This is a genomic window from Caballeronia catudaia (genome assembly GCF_001544755.2).
GTDB lineage: Bacteria > Pseudomonadota > Gammaproteobacteria > Burkholderiales > Burkholderiaceae > Caballeronia > Caballeronia catudaia.
Genome location: NZ_FCOF02000036.1, coordinates 41514 through 62209, shown reverse-complemented (window position 1 = coordinate 62209; position 20696 = coordinate 41514). Strand labels below are relative to the sequence as shown.

General features: G+C 60.6%; 20 protein-coding genes and 2 pseudogenes. 13 read left to right on the top strand and 9 right to left on the bottom strand.

The window, feature by feature from the left end; translation table 11 throughout:
* Positions 1-28: 28 nt before the first annotated feature.
* The 4 genes and pseudogenes from AWB75_RS27690 (at position 29) to AWB75_RS38800 (ending at position 4052) form a co-directional block, all read left to right on the top strand.
* Positions 29-1186: a beta-glucosidase gene (locus AWB75_RS27690; RefSeq protein ID WP_200823043.1), complete on the top strand. Its 1158-nt coding sequence runs from the start codon at positions 29-31 to the stop codon at positions 1184-1186.
* Between the two features lie 204 nt (positions 1187-1390).
* Positions 1391-2812, top strand: coding sequence for a RecQ family ATP-dependent DNA helicase (locus AWB75_RS27685; protein WP_061127215.1), 1422 nt, complete (start codon positions 1391-1393; stop codon positions 2810-2812).
* Between the two features lie 236 nt (positions 2813-3048).
* Positions 3049-3573: pseudogene (locus AWB75_RS38805) on the top strand (alpha/beta fold hydrolase); the annotation flags it as partial.
* Between the two features lie 83 nt (positions 3574-3656).
* Positions 3657-4052, top strand: coding sequence for an alpha/beta fold hydrolase (locus tag AWB75_RS38800; RefSeq protein ID WP_235012264.1), 396 nt, complete (start codon positions 3657-3659; stop codon positions 4050-4052).
* Between the two features lie 87 nt (positions 4053-4139).
* Here the strand turns inward: AWB75_RS38800 and AWB75_RS27675 are convergent, their stop codons facing one another.
* The 3 genes from AWB75_RS27675 to AWB75_RS27670 form a co-directional block, all read right to left on the bottom strand.
* Positions 4140-4814 carry a hypothetical protein gene (locus AWB75_RS27675; RefSeq protein WP_061127214.1) on the bottom strand — a complete coding sequence of 225 codons (675 nt, stop codon included), beginning with the start codon at positions 4812-4814 and terminating at the stop codon, positions 4140-4142.
* A gap of 105 nt (positions 4815-4919) precedes the next feature.
* Positions 4920-5135, bottom strand: a complete 216-nt coding sequence (locus AWB75_RS37310) for a hypothetical protein (RefSeq protein ID WP_143746517.1) — start codon at positions 5133-5135, stop codon at positions 4920-4922.
* Positions 5136-5255: 120 nt separating this feature from the next.
* Positions 5256-5786 carry a DUF4142 domain-containing protein gene (locus AWB75_RS27670; RefSeq protein WP_061127224.1) on the bottom strand — a complete coding sequence of 177 codons (531 nt, stop codon included), beginning with the start codon at positions 5784-5786 and terminating at the stop codon, positions 5256-5258.
* A gap of 781 nt (positions 5787-6567) precedes the next feature.
* On the opposite strand from AWB75_RS27670, the gene AWB75_RS27665 reads away from it, so the two are divergent.
* Positions 6568-6885 (top strand): hypothetical protein, encoded by a 318-nt coding sequence (locus tag AWB75_RS27665; protein ID WP_061127213.1) that lies wholly within the window; start codon positions 6568-6570, stop codon positions 6883-6885.
* 170 nt (positions 6886-7055) lie between these two features.
* Here AWB75_RS27665 and AWB75_RS27660 read toward each other — a convergent pair whose 3' ends face one another.
* Positions 7056-7595, bottom strand: a complete 540-nt coding sequence (locus AWB75_RS27660; protein WP_061127212.1) for a CinA family protein — start codon at positions 7593-7595, stop codon at positions 7056-7058.
* Positions 7596-8398: 803 nt separating this feature from the next.
* Here AWB75_RS27660 and AWB75_RS27655 point away from each other — a divergent pair.
* Entirely contained in the window at positions 8399-9724 is a 1326-nt protein-coding gene (locus AWB75_RS27655; protein ID WP_087086918.1) for an Nramp family divalent metal transporter, read from the top strand.
* 381 nt (positions 9725-10105) lie between these two features.
* Here AWB75_RS27655 and antC read toward each other — a convergent pair whose 3' ends face one another.
* Genes antC through antA form a run of 3 tightly spaced genes read right to left on the bottom strand, consistent with a single transcriptional unit; the run spans position 10106 to position 13076 of the window.
* Positions 10106-11149, bottom strand: coding sequence for an anthranilate 1,2-dioxygenase electron transfer component AntC (antC, locus tag AWB75_RS27650; RefSeq protein WP_061127211.1), 1044 nt, complete (start codon positions 11147-11149; stop codon positions 10106-10108).
* Positions 11150-11165: 16 nt separating this feature from the next.
* Complete coding sequence (gene antB / locus AWB75_RS27645) at positions 11166-11663, bottom strand: anthranilate 1,2-dioxygenase small subunit (RefSeq protein WP_061127210.1); 498 nt, start codon at positions 11661-11663, stop codon at positions 11166-11168.
* A gap of 3 nt (positions 11664-11666) precedes the next feature.
* Positions 11667-13076: an anthranilate 1,2-dioxygenase large subunit gene (gene antA, locus AWB75_RS27640; protein ID WP_407642169.1), complete on the bottom strand. Its 1410-nt coding sequence runs from the start codon at positions 13074-13076 to the stop codon at positions 11667-11669.
* Between the two features lie 332 nt (positions 13077-13408).
* On the opposite strand from antA, the gene AWB75_RS27635 reads away from it, so the two are divergent.
* The 3 genes from AWB75_RS27635 (at position 13409) to catA (ending at position 15873) form a co-directional block, all read left to right on the top strand.
* Positions 13409-14545 carry a muconate/chloromuconate family cycloisomerase gene (locus AWB75_RS27635; protein WP_061127209.1) on the top strand — a complete coding sequence of 379 codons (1137 nt, stop codon included), beginning with the start codon at positions 13409-13411 and terminating at the stop codon, positions 14543-14545.
* A gap of 26 nt (positions 14546-14571) precedes the next feature.
* Positions 14572-14862 carry a muconolactone Delta-isomerase gene (catC, locus tag AWB75_RS27630; RefSeq protein ID WP_061127208.1) on the top strand — a complete coding sequence of 97 codons (291 nt, stop codon included), beginning with the start codon at positions 14572-14574 and terminating at the stop codon, positions 14860-14862.
* Positions 14863-14940: 78 nt separating this feature from the next.
* Positions 14941-15873, top strand: coding sequence for a catechol 1,2-dioxygenase (catA, locus tag AWB75_RS27625; RefSeq protein WP_061127207.1), 933 nt, complete (start codon positions 14941-14943; stop codon positions 15871-15873).
* A gap of 41 nt (positions 15874-15914) precedes the next feature.
* Here catA and AWB75_RS27620 read toward each other — a convergent pair.
* Positions 15915-16208: pseudogene (locus tag AWB75_RS27620) on the bottom strand (IS4 family transposase); the annotation flags it as partial.
* Complete coding sequence (locus AWB75_RS27615; RefSeq protein WP_235012267.1) at positions 16181-16387, bottom strand: hypothetical protein; 207 nt, start codon at positions 16385-16387, stop codon at positions 16181-16183. The pseudogene AWB75_RS27620 and the gene AWB75_RS27615, both read right to left, overlap by 28 nt.
* A gap of 344 nt (positions 16388-16731) precedes the next feature.
* On the opposite strand from AWB75_RS27615, the gene AWB75_RS27610 reads away from it, so the two are divergent.
* Genes AWB75_RS27610 through AWB75_RS27595 form a run of 4 tightly spaced genes read left to right on the top strand, consistent with a single transcriptional unit; the run spans position 16732 to position 20668 of the window.
* The gene (locus AWB75_RS27610; protein ID WP_061127205.1) at positions 16732-17973 is read left to right on the top strand and encodes a dienelactone hydrolase family protein; all 1242 of its coding nucleotides are present in this window, start codon (positions 16732-16734) and stop codon (positions 17971-17973) included.
* Between the two features lie 41 nt (positions 17974-18014).
* Positions 18015-18803 (top strand): SDR family oxidoreductase, encoded by a 789-nt coding sequence (locus AWB75_RS27605; RefSeq protein WP_061127204.1) that lies wholly within the window; start codon positions 18015-18017, stop codon positions 18801-18803.
* Positions 18804-18859: 56 nt separating this feature from the next.
* Complete coding sequence (locus AWB75_RS27600; RefSeq protein WP_061127203.1) at positions 18860-20107, top strand: styrene monooxygenase/indole monooxygenase family protein; 1248 nt, start codon at positions 18860-18862, stop codon at positions 20105-20107.
* 27 nt (positions 20108-20134) lie between these two features.
* On the top strand, positions 20135-20668 hold the full coding sequence (locus tag AWB75_RS27595; RefSeq protein ID WP_061127202.1) for a flavin reductase family protein: 534 nt from the start codon (positions 20135-20137) through the stop codon (positions 20666-20668).
* Positions 20669-20696 lie beyond the last annotated feature (28 nt).

Genomic DNA, 20696 nt, shown 5'->3' with positions numbered 1-20696 from the left:
ATGCGCAAGTCATCGAAGGAATGACGGCGTGCGACTCGACCTGCTCCGTTCCACTGCGCACGATGTACACGCGCTCGCAGACTATGTCAGTCTGGCGGAACACGGCATAGTCACCGTGAGGGACGGCGTGCGCTGGCACCTGGTTGAGTCGCGACACGGTCGCTATGATTGGACCAGCGTGCTCCCGATGCTGCGCGCGGCCAACGCCTGCGGCGTGCAGGTTGTCTGGGACCTCTGCCATTATGGGTGGCCGGATCATATCGACATCTGGCGGCCTCAGTTCGTCGAAGCATTCGCGCGGTTTGCCGCAGCCACCGCTGAACTCGTCGCAACGGAAACCGATGAAGCGCCGGTCTTCACCTTGATCAATGAAATTTCATTTTGGTCATGGTTCGGCGGCGAGGTCGGCGACATTCGCCCATCGACATTCGGCCGCGGGCTCGAACTGAAACATCAACTCATTCGAGCGACCATCGCTGCAACGGACGCGGTCCGGGCGGTGGTTCCAGGCGCGCGCTTCATCACAACCGACCCGTTGATCAACGTCGTCTCACGCCTGCCAGAACGCAAGGATGACGCCGAGCGTCATCGCTTGAGCCAGTATCAAGCGTTTGACATGCTGACGGGCGAGCTCTGGCCTGGACTCGGAGGCGGGCAGGCCTACCTAGACATCGTCGGTTTGAACTATTACAGCTTCAACCAGTGGCTTATTGAAGGCGGCGAGCTCGGTCCAGGCGACCCAGCGTACCGATCATTGTCGGATATGTTTGAAGAAGTGTACCGTCGGTACAATCGCCCGCTAGTGATTGCCGAAACCGGTGCCGAAGGTGATATGCGGCGGCCATGGTTTTCGTTCGTGGCTGACCAGGCGTATCGAGCACGAGCGGCTGGCGTACCGGTCGAGGGACTGTGCCTGTATCCAATCGTCGACTATCCCGGCTGGAGTAACGACCGGCATTGCGAGACGGGACTGCTGGGTTATCCTACGGAAGTCCGGTCGGGCGTCGTATCGCCTGAACCGAGCCGACCTATCTTCCACCCGCTCGCAAAAGAACTCGCGTTGCAGCGACACCGGTTCGAAGAGGCGAGCGAGTGTCGCCCTTGCCAGAGGACGACAAAGGATTCACTCGACACGACATCGGAACTCGTCTTGATGCCGCAGCGCGCTGGCCTTGCAGGAAAATAACCCATGCCACGGCCCCTTTCATCGGAACCCCGACCGGCTTCATTTTTCGACTTGCTCAGGTGCTGATCCTTCGGTACGAACGCTCGTTAGTTAAACAACATGGTTTCCCCTCGAATGACGTCCACTACAGACGGTGCTCGAACAGTCGACCGGAACGCGTCGTGAGATTAACCACTATTTGAATGTGCTCCGGCCGAACTGACGATGCTCACGGCCGACGGCACGCCTAACGTGCCTCTCGTCGTCATCGACGAGGCACACTGCATCTCGCAATGGGGACACGACTTTCGTCCCGCGTACGTCGAGCTGATAAATGCAGTGAAAAACATCGGGCACCCGACTGTGCTTGCGCTAACCGCGACCGCGACACCTGCCGTCGGCGCGGACATCGTGCGCGAATTGCAAATGCGCGATGCAAACATTATTCATACCGGCGTCTATCGCGACAACTTGCACTTCGCCGTCGAACAGATGACAAACCTCGATGACCGGCGAAAGCGCGCGGTCGAACTGGCGAGAGCGGAGAAAGGCAGCGGCATCATCTATTGCGCGACCGTGGCCGAGTGCGAGACGCTGCATGCACTGCTCCTTGATGCAGACGTCCAAGCAGAGCGCTATCACGGCAAGCTGTCGGCCAAGGCCCGCTCGGAGGCACAGGACGCCTTCATGGAAAACCGCGCACGCGTGATGGTAGCAACGAACGCGTTCGGCATGGGCATCGACAAACAGGATATTCGCTTCATTATCCATGCGCAGGTGCCGGGCAGCCTCGATGCGTACTATCAAGAAGCAGGCCGCGGCGGGCGCGACGGCGAAGCCGCGCGCTGCATCCTTCTGTTCGAGTTGAAGGACAGACAGGTCCAACAGTTTTTCCTGGGCGGACGCTATCCAACTACGGAAACCATCCGCAAGGTGGCCGAAACGGTGCAGATGCTCGCGCGGGACAGCGAAAGCAAAGTCCTCGAAAAACCGCTTGAGCGGTTACGCCAAGCGTTGCCGAACGTAGGCATCAACAAGCTACGCGTAGCGACAACGCTGCTCAACGATATAAAAATGACCCGCCGCACGCGCAACGGTGGCCTGAAGCTCATCGACGACGGCGGCGCAATGGCGAAAGTCGACGCGACCGCCGAACAATTCGCAGCGCGCGCCGAGCGCGACCAAGCGGTGCTTGACCGCATGATTACCTACGGGCAAAGCGCCCGCTGTAGATGGCGGATGTTGCTCGACTACTTCGCCACCGATGTCGCAGATGTCGTAGATGCGCGATCTCAAGCGTCATCAGGCGATCGAAAACCGATCGTCGAACTCGGCGGCGAAAGCTGTGGCGTGTGCGACAACTGTATGCACCCGCCCACCGTGAAGGAGAGTCCGCGTGAAATCCAAGTGCCGGCGCACGCGCATGAGCTCACGCGCACCTTCGCGGTAGGCGACGTCGTCCGCGTGCGCCGTTATGGCGAAGGGACGGTAGAAATGGTCAGCGGCGATCGCGTCGCCGTGCGCTGTTCGGACGACGAGACGCGGACGTTCATCGCCCGCTATGTGAAGCGGGCTGCCTCACCCGAGAAGATCAACGCTCTCGGAACTGAGGCGGAGCACTGCTTTGCTGAGCCCGCCCGGCGATAGCCTTTGTGCGAGACCATCGTTCACTGGCACGGTTTGCCGCCCACTACGAAGCACGAAGGCGCGGTACGGAACGAACTGGAGCGTGGCTCTGACTGATGACAACGCACGGCGCTTGCTCTTACGTCGCGACGACTGCGACACGAGTTTCTCGTCGCAAGGACCGGTGTGTCTGACCTTACCGGGCCGACTCGACGCTCATTTGAAGACTGTTCCTAAATCGGCATTTACGAGGCTCTATGAATCGTCCGTCCCGCCAGAACCCCACCGTTGGGCCCGTCCTCCCGTCATTGGCGCTCGCCGCCGGTGCGCTTGCCTCGCTCGCAGTTTGGAACCTCTATCACGCACGAAAGGCGGAACGACGTAACCCACCCGTCGGTCGGTTTATCGAGGTCGACGGGGTGCGCCTGCACTATGTTGAAAAGGGTACCGGTCCTGCCGTTGTGCTCCTCCATGGGAACACCGTCGCGCTGCAAGACGGACTTTGTAGCGGTCTGTTCGATCGGCTAGCCGAACGGCAACGTGTCATTGCGTTCGATCGCCCAGGCTTTGGTTACAGTGAGCGGCCGCGCGACCGACTTTGGACGTCACAAGCGCAAGCTCAGCTTTTGCATGAGGCGCTCGACAAACTGAGCGTCGAGCAGCCCGTGGTACTCGGCCATTCGTGGGGCACGCTGGTGGCCCTCGACCTGGCGATGGATTTTCCTGCGGACGTGCGGGGCCTGGTTCTGGTTTCCGGCTATTACTACCCTAGCGCTCGACTGGACGTCGCGATCAGCGCGCCAGCGGCAGTCCCGCTCCTGGGCGATGCACTGCGTTATACGGTGTCTCCCCCACCGCGCGGCTGTTGCTCAAGCGCACAGCAGAGGCGATGTTCGCGCCCACGCCTCTGCCCGAAGATTTCTTTGTTGCCATGCCTCGAGATTTCTTATCCCGTTCGCTCCAGATTCGTGCCGAGGCGGAGGACGCAGCGTTTATGATTCCGGCAGCGGCGCGGCTCCACAAACGCTATGCTGAGCTAGCGATGCCAGTCGCTATCTTCGGAGGTGCCGACGATAAGATCGTCGACGTGGAGGCCCATTCAGTCCGGCTGCACCAAGATGTCCCGCAGAGCGCGCTGAACGTTATTCCAGGCGCGGGCCACATGGTGCACTACGAAATTGCCGAACAGATCGAGCGTGCAATACGGCACATGACGCGCGCAGGAGATGGCACTCAAGGACGATTCGCTGTGGCGTCGTAGCTTGCAATCATTTGGGGCTCTGCGAAGAGCATTAATCGGCGACGTGCGCAGCGTTGAGGCGCGCCGCCCTCCGCACTGGACGGCGGCTCATGTCATTACTTCGCGCTTGGGGACGCCCCTCGTTTTCCCCGATCTGCTCCCTCTCTCAGAATCGTCCGTGGGTTTCGACCGACCAAGCAGCCGGCAGCGTCGGCTCACAGCGGTAGGCCCCATGGCTCCCGCATAGCCGAGCAGTTCTGGCACGTGCGTGCGCGGGATATATACAAACCAGCATCTCAATTGGCGTTGGAACAGTTCGTCGTCAAGCGCGTCATAGGGATAATCAGATGTTTTGAGTAAAACCGATAGACGCTCGGCGGCGAAGCGTAGCCCCAGACACCTTCCGTAGGATGGCTGCAGACGATTGAGCGCCTTGACTAACTGGTTACGCGCCGATGCCCGAGTAACGGCCTGCAGGAGCATCTGCTGGAGAACATAGTAAAGCGGCGCTCGGGAATCCTCCGGGATCCGGGTAAGCAACGGGGTGAGTGTCGGCGCCGCGTCAGAAACGTCCGCCGCACCGACCATGACGCACCTCAGGCGTTCCCACTCGCGCTTTGAGAGGTTCTTGCGCTCAGCGTGCTCTGACTGTCCGTTGGCTGTCTGAGAAGCCAGAAGAACCACATCGCCGTAGTCTTTCGCACCCTTCGCGCGGTTCGCTCGAACCGACATGACGACCAGATTGCCTCGCGCGTAGGCACCATCGTTATTGATGCGATCCACGGAAGTCGATTCTCTTGAGATACCCCGGGTCGACGTCAGCGCTCAGGATCCGACGTCGTTTGAAGGCGTTCACATGGAGCTGCAGCCATTTCGAGACAGTCGCTGTCACATAACGCGCTGTGCGTAAGCGTCATCAAGGTTATCGGGCAGGTCTCGCAACGACCGGTCGGGGCGGTGTTGAGCGACAAGGAAATGTTCGCGCCCGGCGGCATATCCGGTGAGAAGATCCAAGTCATGGGCTGCCGCATCCATCGGTCGCCCAAACCGGGCGAAATCCCATCCAATATCAAAAGCGATGGTGCTCGCTTCATCCGGTGACATGGCTGGTGACCCTCCCAAAGCATGCTTCGACGGTGCAAGCGGGTTTGCGAGTCTGCTTGCCCGATCTCTCACCAGGCGAGCCGTCACCGCATCGTCGAGTATGCGCAATCAGGCTGGTGGCTATTGCAAACCCTTCTTAGCCGCCAGCGCTTGCGCCATTTCCAGATGATGCTGGATCGTCGGCAGCGCCTTGGCGGCCGCTTTTTTCAGATCGGCATTCTGTCCCTCTTGAGCTTCCTTCTGGAAGGCCGCAATCGCCTTGTGATGCCCTTCGACACCAACGGACTTGATATAGGCCGAATCAAACGCCTTCCCCTTTAATGGTTTCAGCGCATCGAGCACTGCGGGGTCCGAATTATCTTTGGGGACCGCAACACCGTGCGGGGCTGCCATCTTGAGCTCGACAGTCAGCTTAGTGTGATCGACCATCATGTGATGGGCGAAGTCTTTGACATCCTTGTCTTGCGACTGCTTCGTGGCGAGTTTCGCGGTATCAATTTCGGTCGAACTGGATTCGGATGCGGCCTGCACGAATGCCTTGTCGACCGGAGGGAGTTCGTTGGCTTGCGTCGTGCTCGCAGCCTGGGTTTGAGCAAACCCGGATGAAAAAGCGCCAAGTAACACAACGCTCAACGTTACACGGACAGTCAGATTTCGCTTCACGGCACGCTCCTTCAATTTTATGTTGGCATGTGTCTGAGCAACCGCTGTGCCGGGGGTGCCCTGGGTCAGATGCCTGCCGCGTTTCCCGCTCTGCCGATCCGCCGGCACGGCCGATGCTGCGCAAGCTTGTGCGAATGCCGGACAGGTTCGTTTCCCTCCACACCGACGCAACCAAACAGGCAAGCTCATGAACAACGCCGAACCAATCCCACTCAGGCGCAACAGAGGGAGATCCAGGCCAAGACGCCTTCTGCGACACCGGCAACGGAGACCGCCCGCGCCGGTCCCGACGTTACGATCCAACTGCGAGCGGGCTGGACCATGGACTACCACGGATGCATCGAGACACCGACACGCAATGGCGGACGCGTCGAGCATCTTATCTCCATTGTGCGGAGGGACTCGTGATTCCACGCGTTTGCCATTTCTATAAATTCCCGCGCCGGCGACCGGGTCCTAGCTTCGTGGACGCGCTCCGCGCACCGATGGTCTTATCCATTGTCGCGGGCCTTGTCGGGTGTGCGCCGTCCGGTGATCCCGGACGTCGAGCGGTGGAGCAGGACAGCCAGGCCTATCGATGCGCCGGGTTCAACCCTGTCGCCGACGAAACGAGCTATCCCGCAGATGTCGAACTTGCCAGTAGGACGCTCCAGCATTCGCCCGCTTGCTCCGAAGCGACGACGGGCCTGACATCGGGCCATAAGCCATGAAGAGCTTGCCGAAGAAGCGTCCACGAAGCCTGATATTGAGCCGTGCGTACGATTGAACGATGTACGGCGCGTGGATTCCCGTGCTCGGCAACAAATTGCAGCACCGACAGACCGAACGCGGCGTGCGTGCGACCCTAACAATCCGTGGATGCGGCGTCCCGCCGATCGAACCAGCCGATGTTCTCGCACTCATGGCGGCCGAGGGCCTTGTCTGCAGCCAGGACACCGGCTCGCGGCGTCTCGAATTCGTCTGCTATGGTCAAGCCGCTGCGTTTAGCAGGTTCGCGTCAAGCGCATTGATGCTGTCGGGCGTCACTTCAGTCACGTTGCAGCGAACCGGTTGTACCGAGCAACGCAGCCCCAGCGCATCGAATTAGTAGTTTTACGTAGCCATCTTCGTCTCGGTCGAGGGGTGAGCGACTCTCGGTCTGCGTTGGGCGCTTTCCTGTTCAGCCGGTTCTCTGCACTCGGCGACCGTGCAACCGCACGGTTACTACGCATGCTTTAGCCAGGAAGCGGCATCAGGTCGCGTTGCCACGTTCGCGAGTCATCGCTGGTCCTGTTCGGTTCGGTCGGCGTGCTGCTCGGGCGCGTGTACGAGATGATAAAATTGGTGCTCGATACGCGACAGCGCGTATTGCGCGGCTGCGTGCCTGACTTCATTGCGGTCGCCGTCAAACACTTTAGTCTCAGTCGCACTGACAATCTCGCCACTTCGCAGTTTGAACGACCATCCAAAGCACTGGGTTCCGGGCGCGGGAACACTCCCAGCGTTGCCGTCCGCAACGCCGGTGTTGGAAACCGATACGTCTGCGCAACACTCTTCGAGTCTCAGCGCGCCTTCGGACATCTCGCGTGCGACCTCCTCGCTTGTCAGCCCATATCGGTTCATTGTTTTTTCCTGAACGCCTAGAAAGCCGGCTTTTCCGGAAGGCGAATACGTGATGAAGCCCACGTCCAGGCACGCGCCGCTGCCTGGAACTGACGAGATCAATGATGCGATGAAACCAGCCGTGCACGACTCGGCCGTAGCGAGCTTCAATGCTCTGGAACTCAGGAACGACACCACTTGCGTCGGAATGTCCATATTCGTCTCTTGTCTTAAACCGGCTAGTGATTACGATAAGCAATCCGTAATCCCGACTTACAGCTTCCAAGAAAGGACGTTCTGTGGTCCGTGGACGAGCCGCGGAGATAACTCGCCTGCCTTCAGCCGCATCTTTCGACAGTCACGGTCAGCGACGTCGGTCCTTCCCTTTGCGCCTCCTTGCTTAATGGCATCGGGCTCTCGCTCGGTAGCTCCGCTAGCATTCGCCGCATGCAGGGATAGCTGCGGGGGCCGATGAGTCCACGCATCGGCTCTTCCAGTAGGAACAAGTCAAGCAGTCCAACCGAGTCGGCTTTGGCGGCTCGGAACTGCAGTCCTGGTGCGATGGGCCTCTTAGGAAGCGCTCGCGAGCGTCGCTGTGCACCGGGACCCTCTTTTACGCAACGGTTGCCCCGTCAGACACCGGCTTTTCGCTTGGTTGGGAGTACTTCGTCCTGACGCCCCATAAGCGTAGCGCGCAGCGCGTCAGCGAGTGCGCCGCCGCCGACGGTTTCTCCGCCTCATTCGCGACAACATTAGGGCCCCCTGCGGGAGGCAGGCACGACCCGCTCGTCGGTTGTTCGTCAACCAGGAAACGCGCGCCATTGGAGCCACCGGAGATTCGATTGAACCGACTCCTGTCGGATTTGCAGGCGTGATTCGGCGAGGGTCTCTGTCGCGGCCGGCACGGAACGCGAGTTGCTCTAACTACCAGCTCCTAAAGATCCCATCGACGGTTCAATGCCCGGCCGATCGAGGGCTATTCGATTGACGTTACAGTGGCTGAGAAGACAATTGATCACATGAATACCGACCCGTCCACGCTTGCCCAGCTTTCTGGCCGCGCGTCTGACGTTCCGTTGCACCCTCACGAGCTCGATAAGTCGCCCCGCGCGCCACGCAGACGCTGGTGGTCGTTCGTCGGCGCGGGTGCGCTTATCGCAGTCGGCTATATGGACCCGGGAAACTGGGCGACCGCGCTGGCGGGCGGCGCCCGCTATGGTTATCGGTTGCTTTTCGTCGTTCTGATCGCCAGTCTCATGGGCATGCTGTTGCAATGGGTGGCCTCACGCGTGGGCTTGGTCACCGGACGCGATCTAGCGCAACTTTGCCGTGAACGGTTCAGTCGGGGGATGACGCTCGGGCTCTGGGTGGCGTGCGAGATTGCGATCATTGCATGCGACGTGGCGGAGGTCGTAGGCAGCGCGGTCGCCCTGCAGATGTTGCTCGGCATCTCACTCACCGCCGGCGTTCTGTGCTCGGCAGTGGGTACGTTTGTCATGCTCGCGCTGCAAAGCCGCGGCAAGCGGCCCTTGCAATGCGCGATTACGGCGCTGATCCTCTTTGTCGGTCTTTGCTTCGTCGTGGAACTGGCGCTTGCGCATCCCGATTGGGCTGACGCGCTGCGCGGCTTTACCCCTCCCCCCGCGTTGCTGCGAGACGCCGGCATGCTGTGGCTCGCCGCGGGCATTCTGGGGGCGACCGTGATGCCGCACAACCTGTATCTGCATTCGGCGCTCGTTAAGAATCACGCGCCCAATCACGATGATGCCGCCATCGGCCGCGCGCTCAAGGGGGTGAACATTGATACCTTTGCTTCACTCGGTCTAGCGTTCGTGGTCAACGCCTCACTACTTGTCGTCGCGGCAGCAGTATTCCACGCAAGCGGCCATCGTGAGGTCGACGATCTCGCCGATGCGCATCGGCTGATTGCGCCGCTCGTGGGAAGTCACTGGGCCGGCGTTGCGTTCGCCTCTGCCCTGCTCGCCTGCGGCCTGAATGCGACGGTCACGGGAACGCTCGCCGGACAAGTGGTGATGGAAGGCTTCCTGAATCTGCGAATCGCACAATGGGCACGTGCCCTCCTGACGAGGTCGCTTGCGATCGGTCCTGCGCTGCTCGCCGTAGGGTTTTATGGGCAACACGGGTCGAACGCGCTGCTCGTTTCAACGCAGGTTGTGCTGAGTTTGCAATTGCCACTTGCAATCATTCCGCTGGTGCGCTTTGCTTCGGACGTCGGCCTCATGGGCCGCTGGCGAGTGGCACGTACGCCATTGGTCGCTGCGTGGGGATGCGCGGGCCTCATTGTCGGTTTGAACGCCGCGCTTTTATGGCAGGCCTTGGTCTGACAGGTCATCGTGATCGAAAACGGCAGTTGAACCGCCGGGCAGTCGCCTTGTCTGGTCCGTTGCCAAGCAGGCTGCCAATGACAGTTTTCCAGGCAACACGCGTCATGCAAGCCAAGCCGGAGCTGGCGCCCCAAACCAGTACGGAGAAGTTATGCCGCCATCCATCAAGAAGCACTGTCGGTAATGTAATGAAGTCCCCATCCGCCCCATGAGCAATGCCGTGACATAGCGGACGTCATCGGGCGTACCGGCGCAGCGACTCGGGATCAGTTCAATCCGAGTGAACGGCGCGCGGCAACCAACCCAGCGCAATTCGTCCTTTGCGAGACCGCACACTGACAAAATGCCGGATACACCCGAGGCGTACGCTGCGCCGCAACTTCACGATGCCGATTGCGTGCTGTTGCTGTCTGCGAATTTCTCGTAGCAGAGTCGGTGATGGTCGTGCACGCGCTCGTTCGCGAGCCACGTCTTGATCGCTTCAACCATGGGAGGCGGTCCGCACACGTACATATCGAACGGGTTCGCTTCGAGGAACGCGCGGTCGAAATGCTCAGGGATCAGTCCTATTTTGCCCTGCCACTCCTGGGCGGGGTTCATCACAACAATCTCGCAGGCAAAGTCGGCGATGCGCTCCTCGTAGGACTTCAATCGCTCGAGCTCGCAAAGGTCGCGTGCGTTCGTCACGCCGTAATAGAGACGCACTGGCTTGCCACAGCCGCCCTTGTGCGCGAGATCATCGAGCATGCCTAAAAACGCAGACAAGCCCGTGCCGCCCGCGACCATCACGACTGCCCGCTCCACCTCGCGCAGATAGAACGTGCCGAGCGGCGCCTCGAACTCGATCGTCTGACCCGGCCGGCAACGCTCACGCATATACTTGCTCATTGCGCCGTCCGGCAGAAGACGGATCAGGAACTGCAGCTGATTGCTGTCATTAGGCCGGTTGGCAAACGAATATGAACGCCATGCATCCGCGGCAGGCACGTGCAGGCGAGCATACTGCCCCGGCAGGAAATCGAGTCTGCGCGGATGGGCGCTGGCGTCCAGATGCAGGATCGCCGTCGTTTCGGAAATCTGCTTCACGGCTGTGACCTTCCCCGTGATCGACGTCGTGCCACCCGCGCTGCACAGGCTCGAATCGAAGTCGAAATAAAACGATGCATCGGATTGCACGCGCGTCTGGCACGACAAAATCTTGCGTGCGGCGAGATCGTCGGCAGACAGCGTTTCCTCGTCGACATAGTCCTGCGTGTAACTGCCCGATTCGCAGCGACCCTGACAGGTTCCACATACACCCTCGCGGCAATCGAGTGGGATGTTCACGCCATTGCGCAGCGCGGCGTCGAGCAAAAGCTCGCTCGTGCGGACATCGAAGAACACAGTCTTGCCGTCGGCAAAGCTGAAGGCGACCTTGTGGCTCATGTCGTGGTACTCCCGCTCACAGATGGTAGAAATCAAGCACTGCATTGATCGTGTCGTTCAGCAGCAGCACGTGCTTGCGCGCGATCTTCCAGGAGGCGCCAGCGGGGCGTAATTGGTACGTGACGTGACCAAAGAAGTGTTCGCCAATACCACGCCGCGCGTAGAAAGTGGCCCAGTTGGCCTTTACCTCAAGTTCGCCGCCTTCGCGCTCCGCAATGCGTACGTTGGTGATCTGATGCAGCGTGCGCGGCAGGGGCGTCGATGCTGCCGACTTGCCCGTGCGCAGGCGGAACACACGATCATCGAGACCCGTGCGGTTCGTGTAGTAGATGAGTGACATGCCGCGTTTCGGGTCAGTCGTGTACACGTGTTCGGAGTCCCACTGAGGCACGTGAAATTCGCTATCTTCATCGAAGAGGTCGAGGTACTCGTCCCAGTTCTGCGCGTCGCAAAGCTCGGCCTTGCGATAGAGAAACTGCTCGACCGATTGTTGCAGCGTATGCGTGACTGACATGGTTCAGGCCTCCTTCTTACTGTTCAATCGCTGTGCAAGACCGTTCTTGAGGAACGTCTGCCACGCGCCGTGCTGGTTGACGTAAAGACCCTCGTGGGTAAACTCCGTACCGCACAGCGCGGGCGCGATGCCGAGCAGCCGCGTGTTGGCCGTCTCACCCGCCACCCACTTGTGATGACCGCGCGAGATGTCGCTCCAGCGCTCGAGGCGCGCCTGGAAGCCGCGCTGCTGCTCGCGGAACTCCACCAGGTCGTCCGGCGTGCCCATGCCCGAAACGTTGAAAAAGTCCTCGAACTGCCGAATGCGGCTTTCACGGTCCTGATCCGATTCGCCCTTCACGCCGATGCATTGGCTGGTGACTTCAGTCTTGTTCCAGGCTACCGGACGCACGATGCGCAACTGCGAGCTGATCTGATCCATGAAGAAGAGGCTCGGATAGACGTTCAGGTTGCGCAGCCGATGCATCATCCACTCGGCCTTCTGCTGGCCGTGCTCTTCGACCAGGCGCGGCATGACACTCGCGTAGCCGGGACGCACGCTGGGATTCGGCATGTCGCTGAACAGGACGCTGTGGCCATTCCTGAACGCGAACCAGCCGTCGTCGGTCTCGGCGTCGCCCGCGCCAAGCTTGCTGTAATCGAGCGTGCCGTTCGTCGCCCCGCCGGCCTGTGCATTCGCCTCCTGGCGGCGCTTCACCGTGGCGACGTAGTTGTAGTGCACCGTGCTCACGTGATACCCGTCGAGGCCGTTCTCGTTCTGCAGCTTCCAGTTGCCGTCGTAGGTGTAGGTGGACTTGCCTGGCAGCACTTCGAGCTCGCCCGTCGGTGATTGCGCCACCATCATGTCGAAGAAAATGCGCGCGTCGCCAAGATAGTCCTCGAGCGTGTTGGTCGCGTCGACGTCGAGGCTGATGAACACAAAGCCCTTGTAACTCGCAATGCGTGCTTTTTTGAGGCCGCGTGTGGACTTGTCGAAGTCCTCGCAGTACTCGCCGGGCGCCTTGACCTTGACGAGACGCCCATCGCTCTTGTAGCACCACGCATGGAACGGGCACGTGAAAGTCGACTGATTGCCTTTATCCACTCGCGTGAGCGTCGCGCCACGGTGCTGGCACGCATTGATCATTGCATTGAGCTGACCGTTTCCGTCGCGCGAAATGATCATGGGCTGCCGGCCTGCACGCATCGTCATGAAGTCGTTCGGCTTGGGAATCTCGCTCTCGTGGCAGGCGTAGATCCAGTTTTTCTCGAAGATGAACTCCATCTCGAGGTCGAACAGCTGCGGCTCCGTGAACGTCTCTCGAGCGATGCGATAGACGCCCTCTGCCGGACGGAAGTCAAGGCATCCGCCGATGAAATCTTGCCACTGCGACGTAGTTTTTTCCGCGCTCACGATGGGTTCTCCTCCTGCCATTAAGCGGTCTCGCGACCAAGTCTCCGATGAGGGGGATTGAATACCCAATGCAGCGGCGGCGCTATCCGCCTAGTCGCCGTTTTCTATCCATTTTTTTCGGCGACGCGCTGCGCGGAGCGATGCGACGACCGAGCCCGACCGCCCACGAGCGTTCGGTGGGCCAGACCAAAAAAAAACGGATAGGGGTGACGAGTAGACGGATAGCGCACGCGCGGGCTCCAGTATTTAATCCTGTGGACGCCCCTGAACGCCCGTCGGTAGCTGCCATCGAAGTCGATGGCGTAGGCACCGGTGGATGGCTGCCGGGTCCACGAACTTCATCAGCTTCTGCCATGAGCTCATCCACTATCGAACGCATCGAAACCTGCCTGCTCGACCTGCCAACAATCCGCCCGCACAAGCTGTCGGTCGGTACGATGCACGGACAAACATTGATGCTGGTGAAGGTGTACTGCAGCGATGGCGTTGTCGGTATCGGTGAAGGCGCCACGATCGCCGGCATGGCCTACGGTCCGGAAAGCCCCGAGTCGATGAAGCTCGCGATCGACAACTACTGCGCTCCCGCCATGATCGGGCGGGACGTCACCGGCATTCAGGCGCTGATGGCGTACGTCGGCAAGCTCGTCAAAGGCAATCGCTTCGCGAAGAGCGCGCTCGAAACGGCGTTGTTAGATGCGCAAGGCAAGCGCCTCGGCGTGCCGGTGAGCGACTTGCTTGGTGGTCGCCGACGCGAACGGCTGCCCGTCGCGTGGACGCTGGCTTCGGGCGACACGGCCAAAGACATCGCCGAGGCCGAGAAGATGCTCGAAGCGCGACGGCACAACGTCTTCAAGCTGAAGATCGGTGCGAAAGAGCTAGAGGCTGACATCCGGCATGTCGCCGAGATCAAACGGGCGGTCGGAGACCGCGCGGCCGTGCGCGTGGATGTCAACATGGCCTGGAGTGAGATGCAGGCAATGCGCGCCATTCCCGCTTTGGCCGACGCCGGCTGCGAACTGGTCGAACAGCCGGTGGCTTCACCAGCGGCGCTGGCGCGCCTGAGGGGCCGCTTCCCCGTTGCGTTGATGGCCGACGAAATCCTGCAGGGTCCGCAAAGCGCGTTTGAGATCGCAAAGAGCCATGGCGCCGACGTGTTCGCGATCAAAATCGAACAAAGTGGCGGGTTGTTTGCTGCGCAGCACGTGGCCGCGATTGCCGATGCAGCGGGTATCGAGCTCTATGGCGGCACGATGCTCGAAGGGGCGTTCAGCACGATTGCGTCGGCGCATCTATTCGCCAGCTTCGCGAACCTGCAGTGGGGTACGGAATTATTCGGGCCACTATTGATCGTCGAAGAGATCTTGACGCATTCGTTGGACTACAGCAATTTCGAACTGACTGTGCCGAATGGCCCGGGTCTGGGCATTGAACTGGACGAAGTCAAGGTCAAGCGCTTCACCCGCGATGGGCTCGTAAAAATCACCCGATAATTCCGCCGCAACAAAGGATATTGACGATGCTTTTCCACGTAAAAATGGATGTGAATCTGCCGGCCGACATGCCTGCGGATGTCGCCGGTGAGATCAAGGCTCGCGAGAAGGCGTACTCACAGGCGCTGCAGCGCAGCCGCAAGTGGCGCCATATCTGGCGCCTCGCAGGCGAGTACGCAAATTACAGCATCTTCGACGTTGAAAGCAATGCCGAACTGCACGACATCCTGACGGGTTTGCCGCTCTTCCCGTACATGAAGATTTCGGTGACGCCGTTATGTCGCCATCCGTCGTCGATTCGTGACGACGACGTTTGAGCTCGAGAGAACTGTTCTTTCGAGGACGAACGCGTCCCGAATCGTATTTTCCCTGAGAACTATATGGAGACAGTAACCATGAGCGTCAAAGTATTCGATACCCAAGAAGTGCAGGACCTGCTGAAGGCCGCTGTCAACGTCGACAGCAAGGACGGCAACGCACGCTTCAAGCAGATTATCCAGCGCCTGCTCGGCGATCTGTTCAAGGCTATCGATGATTTAGACATCACGCCCGATGAAGTCTGGGCCGGCGTCAACTATCTGAACAAGCTTGGACAGGACGGCGAAGCGGCGTTGCTCGCCGCCGGCCTCGGTCTGGAAAAGTATCTCGACATTCGCATGGATGCCGCGGACAAGGCGATCGGCATCGACGGCGGCACGCCACGCACGATCGAAGGCCCGCTATATGTCGCCGGCGCGCCGATACGCGATGGCGTATCAAAGATCGACGTTGACCCCGACCCGCGCGCTGGCCCGCTCATCATCCACGGCACTGTCACAGGGCCGGACGGTAAGCCGGTTGCTGGCGCCGTAGTGGAATGCTGGCATGCCAATTCCAACGGTTTCTATTCGCACTTTGATCCGACGGGCACGCAGGGCGAATTCAACCTGCGTGGCGCGGTCAGGACAGGCGCGGATGGCAAGTACGAATTCCGCACGCTCATGCCGGTGGGCTATGGCTGCCCGCCGCAGGGTGCGACTCAGCAGCTGTTGAACGAGCTCGCCCGTCACGGTGACCGTCCGGCGCACGTGCACTTCTTCGTGACGAGCGCCCAGCACCGGAAGCTGACCACGCAATTTAACATCGAAGGGGATCCGCTCATCTGGGACGACTTCGCCTACGCTACCCGCGAGGAACTGATCCCCCCCGTGGTCGAAAAGACGGGCGGCGCCGCACTGGGCCTGAAGACCGACACCTACAAGGACATCGAGTTCAACGTTACCCTGACTCCGCTCGTTCAGGGCAAGGACAACCAGATCGTCCATCGCCTGCGCGCTGCCTCGGCGTAACAGCCCCACGTAGCGGCCGATCGGCCGTGCGCCACGGCCATCCGGAGATACCGAACGGCGTAACGAATAGGGCCGGGTTTGGCGACTCGATCGCATGTGCGACGAGTCGTTTTTTATTTGGCAACGCCTTCAACCGTTCGCGCAGCCGCTGAAGGCATGCAGGCACGCTTGCAAAGGCAGGTAGACAGCGACCCCATCATCTCGTGCCGGATCGTGTGAACCGCGTGCACAAAGCTGATGTCCGTGGGAGCGCGCTTCGCTTCGAAGGCAGCATCGGCGATTTTGCGACCAATCAGATTGTAGGCAATCAGAGCCCCTGTGCACCAAAATGCTTGCGCTTGGCTGCCGGCAATCCGCAGCGTCGTGCCATCCATCGCGCACAAGCGCGAGTCTTGCACCGGCGGTAGACCGCGTCCTGCGTGCATCGGGCGCGCGCCGCGTGCTCAAACAGCCATTCGGGCGGCGATTCACCGATGCGCTGGCGCGCCCGCGCCACCACCGCGCTCCTGCTCACAAACGGACGCGCGTGGTCAGGTAGCACCAAATCCAAGTTATCGAGGACGAGCGCAGCAGCTGGCCGATCCAAGTCGACTGGCTGAGCATTTGCCGTACAAGTGGATCCGAGCGAGCGGTCGAGGACACCGGGTAGCGAGCTTTTCTACCCTTACTAATCATTACGCGTTCCAGCTATCTGACTACGACCGATTCACGAAGACCTCGCTTCCTTATTAGGAGTTACCCTCGTTCTGGCAGTTTTCTGCATTGCGCGGATACCCGTTGAAAAAAACGGATAGAGCCGTTTGTTTTGTCGCCGAACACTGGAGCCACTCAAGCCGCAACCCCATCAGAGAGGCCCCAATGAAAGGACGATACATCGATATTCCTGCACCGCACGGCGGCGCATTCCGCGCCTACCTAGCGGTCCCTGAAAGCGGCAAGGGACCTGGCATCGTACTGTGCCAGGAAATCTTCGGCGTCAACGCGACTATGCGCGACGTGGCCGACTACTACGCCGAGGAAGGCTACACAGTGCTGGTTCCCGACCTGTTCTGGCGCGTCGAACCAGGTATCGAACTCGGCTATACAGAAGCCGGTTTTGCGCGCGCGTTAGACCTCTATCGGCAGTACGACGAAGACAAGGGCGTTGCAGATATCGCCGCGACGCTCGACGTACTTCGCACGCTGCCCGAGTGCCAAGGCGAAACAGGTGTGCTCGGCTTCTGCATGGGCGGCAAGCTTGCCTATCTCGCCGCCTGCCGCCTGCCCGTGGCGTGCGCAGTCAGCTATTACGGCGTGGGCATCGAGCACGCACTGGAAGAAGCCGCCAGCATCAAAGGTCGCCTCGTCCTGGACATCGCCGCGCTCGACCGCTTCTGTCCGCCCGAAGCACAGCAGCAGATCACGGCGGCCCTCGCCGGCAAGGACAACATCGAAGTGTATGTCTATCCAGGCGTCGACCATGCGTTCGCGCGCAAGGGTGGAGACCACTTCGACAAGACTTCCGCGATGATGGCGCACGAGCGCGCAGTGGCCGCGTTCCGCAAGACGATGGGCCCGCATTACGATCTGTCGGCCCTGTGGGAAGAACATCTTGCGCACGAGTTCACGACGCGCAACGTGGACGCCACCATGGCGACCATGGTGGCCGAGCCCTACGTCAACCATATCCCGACCCTCACGGGCGGCGTGGGCTACAAGGAACTGAAACGCTTTTACAGCCATCACTTCGTGCACGCCAATCCGCCGGACACGGTGATCACGCCGGTCTCGCGCACCGTAGGCGCAACGCAGATCGTCGATGAGGTGCTGTTCTGCTTCACGCACACCACCGAGATCGACTGGATGCTGCCCGGCATCGCACCCACGGGCAAGCGCGTCGAGATACCGCTGCTTGCCGTGGTGAAGTTCCGAGGCAACAAGCTCTATCACGAGCACATTTATTGGGATCAGGCCAGCGTGCTGGTCCAGATCGGCTTGCTCGATCCGACGGGCCTACCTACTGCGGGTGTCGAAACTGCGCACAAGCTGCTCGACGAAACCATCCCGTCGAACACGCTGATGAAGCGTTGGGACAGCAGCAGCGCCGTCGACAACGCCTGATCTCCCGGTACATCACACACCCAACGACCATCGAGAAAACCATGACCTCACTTGCAGGCAGGACCGCCATCGTGACCGGCGGCGCCACACTGATCGGCGCAGCCGTCGCCAAAGACCTGGCTGCCGCCGGCGCCCGGGTCGCCCTCCTCGATATCGACGTGCAGAACGGCAGGCGCGTGGCCGACTCCCTCGGCGCCAACGGTGTCTTCATCGAAACGGACATCACGAGCGATAGTGCGCTCGAGCGAGCCGTTGCGAGAACGGCCGATACGTTCGGCGGCATCGACATTCTCGTCAACCTGGCCTGCAGCTATGTCGACAACGGCATCCAGGCAGGCCGCAACGACTGGCTCGCCGCAATGAACGTGAACGTGATCTCCGCCGTGATGCTGGTCAAGGCGGTGCATCCGTACATGATCGAGCGCGGCGGCGGCTCGATTGTGAACTTCAGCTCGATCTCAGCCGAATGCGCACAGACAGGACGCTGGCTCTATCCGACTTCGAAAGCCGCGCTCAAGGCGCTCACTCGCAACATGGCGCTGGATTTGGCCCCGGACAGGATTCGTGTGAACTCGGTTTCCCCGGGCTGGACGTGGTCGCGTGTGATGGACGAACTCTCCCGAGGCGACCGCGCGAAGACCGACCGCGTGGCTGCGCCCTTTCATCTGCTTGGACGCGTGGGCAATCCGGAAGAAGTCGCGCACGTCGTTACTTTCTTGTGCAGCGATGCCGCGAGCTTCGTGACGGGTGCCGATTACGCCGTCGATGGCGGCTATTCGGCGATGGGTCCCGAACAGGCCGTGCCCGCCATTCCAAAACTGGCTGAGTAACTGCGGGCGCGACCCAATCAGCCTGACCATATCCATCAACTCGGAGGTATCCCGTCATGAGAAAAATTGCCATCATCGGCGCCGGCCAGTCCGGCCTGCAACTGGCATTCGCCCTGCTCGCGCGTGACTATGAGGTCACGCTCGTGACCAATCGCGATGCAGAGCAGATTCGCACCGGCAAGGTCATGTCGAGCCAGTGCATGTTCAATACGTCGCTGCAGATCGAGCGCGATCTCGGCTTGAACTGGTGGGAAGACGCTTGCCCACCCGTCGAAGGCATCGCCCTCGCGGTGCCGCATCCGGACGTGCCCGGCGGCAAGCTGATCGACTGGTCTGCGCGCCTCACGCGGCCTGCGCAATCCGTGGATCAGCGCCTCAAAATGTCGGCTTGGCTCGAAGCCGTCAAACTGCGCGGCGCCGACGTGCGGATCTGCGACGTGGGCGTGCCCGAAATGGAAGAACTGGCAAGAAGCCATGACCTCGTGCTGCTCGCGGCCGGCAAGGGCGAGATCGTCAATCTGCTGGGCCGCAACGCCGAACGCAGTCCGTTCGATAAGCCGCAGCGTGCGCTGGCGCTGACCTACGTGAAGGGCATGACCCCGTCTGAACCTTACTCGCGGGTGCGCTTCAACCTGATCCCTGGTGTGGGCGAGTACTTTGTATTCCCTGCGCTGACGACGACCGGCCCGTGTGAAATTATGGTGTTTGAAGGCATTCCGGGCGGTCCGCTCGATTGCTGGAACGAGGTCAAGACGCCGGAGCAGCACCTCGCGACGAGTCTTGCGTTCGTCCGCAAGTACCTGCCCTGGGAAGCCGAGCGTTGCGCCAACGTGGAACTGACCGACCCGAATGGCGTACTGTCCGGCCGCTTCGCCCCCACGGTGCGCAACCCATACTTCCGGCTGCCTTCCGGCAAAACGGTGTTCGGCATGGCCGATGCGATCGTCGTGAACGATCCGATCACAGGCCAGGGTTCGAACAACGCCGCCAAGTGCACGAAGGTCTATCTCGATGCAATTCTCGAACGCAGCGGCGCCGCCTTTAGCGAAGACTGGATGCAGCAGACGTTCGATCGCTACTGGTCTTATGCGCAAGCAGTCATCAAGTGGACGAACTCAATGCTCACGCCGCCGCCGCCGCACATTCTCGAACTGCTGGGTGCGGCAGGCCAGCTACCTTCACTGGCCTCGCTCATCGCCAACGGCTTCGATGACCCGCGGACTTTCTCGCCCTGGTGGTTCGATCCCGCTGCCTGTGCGGCGCTGATTGGCGAGCACGCTGCGAACCCCGCGAACGCCGCCTGATCGATCAGATACCAAAGGAGAAAGCTCATGTCCAGCACCCACGAACCCGTCACCGCAAAGCCCAATGACCCGGTCAACGCGGTGCGGCAACTGCGCAACGCCTTCGGGCAGTATCCGACGGGCGTCACCGTCATCACTGCCGCCGCGGAGGATGGACGCAAGGTCGGCCTGACCGCGAACTCGTTTGCATCGCTGTCGCTCGACCCGCCGCTTGTGCTCTGGAGTATCAGCAAGACGTCGCCCAGCTGCGCGGATTTCGTGAATGCCGGGCACTTCGCGATCAACGTGCTGGCCGAAGACCAGATCGACCTGTCCCGTCGCTTTTCGAAAGCAGTGCCGGACAAGTACGCCGGCGTGGCTTGCCGCGAAAGCCTGGGCGGCACGATTGTCCTCGATGGATGCAGCGCGCATTTCGTTTGCCGCAATCTTGCGCAGCACGAAGGCGGCGATCACGTGATTTTTATCGGACAGATCGAGCATTTCGAGGCAAACGGACACGCGCCGCTGGTCTTCCATTCGGGACAGTACGGCGCGGTCGCCAATAACCTTTCCTTCTCTTGATCCGATAATTTCGCATACCTTACATAAC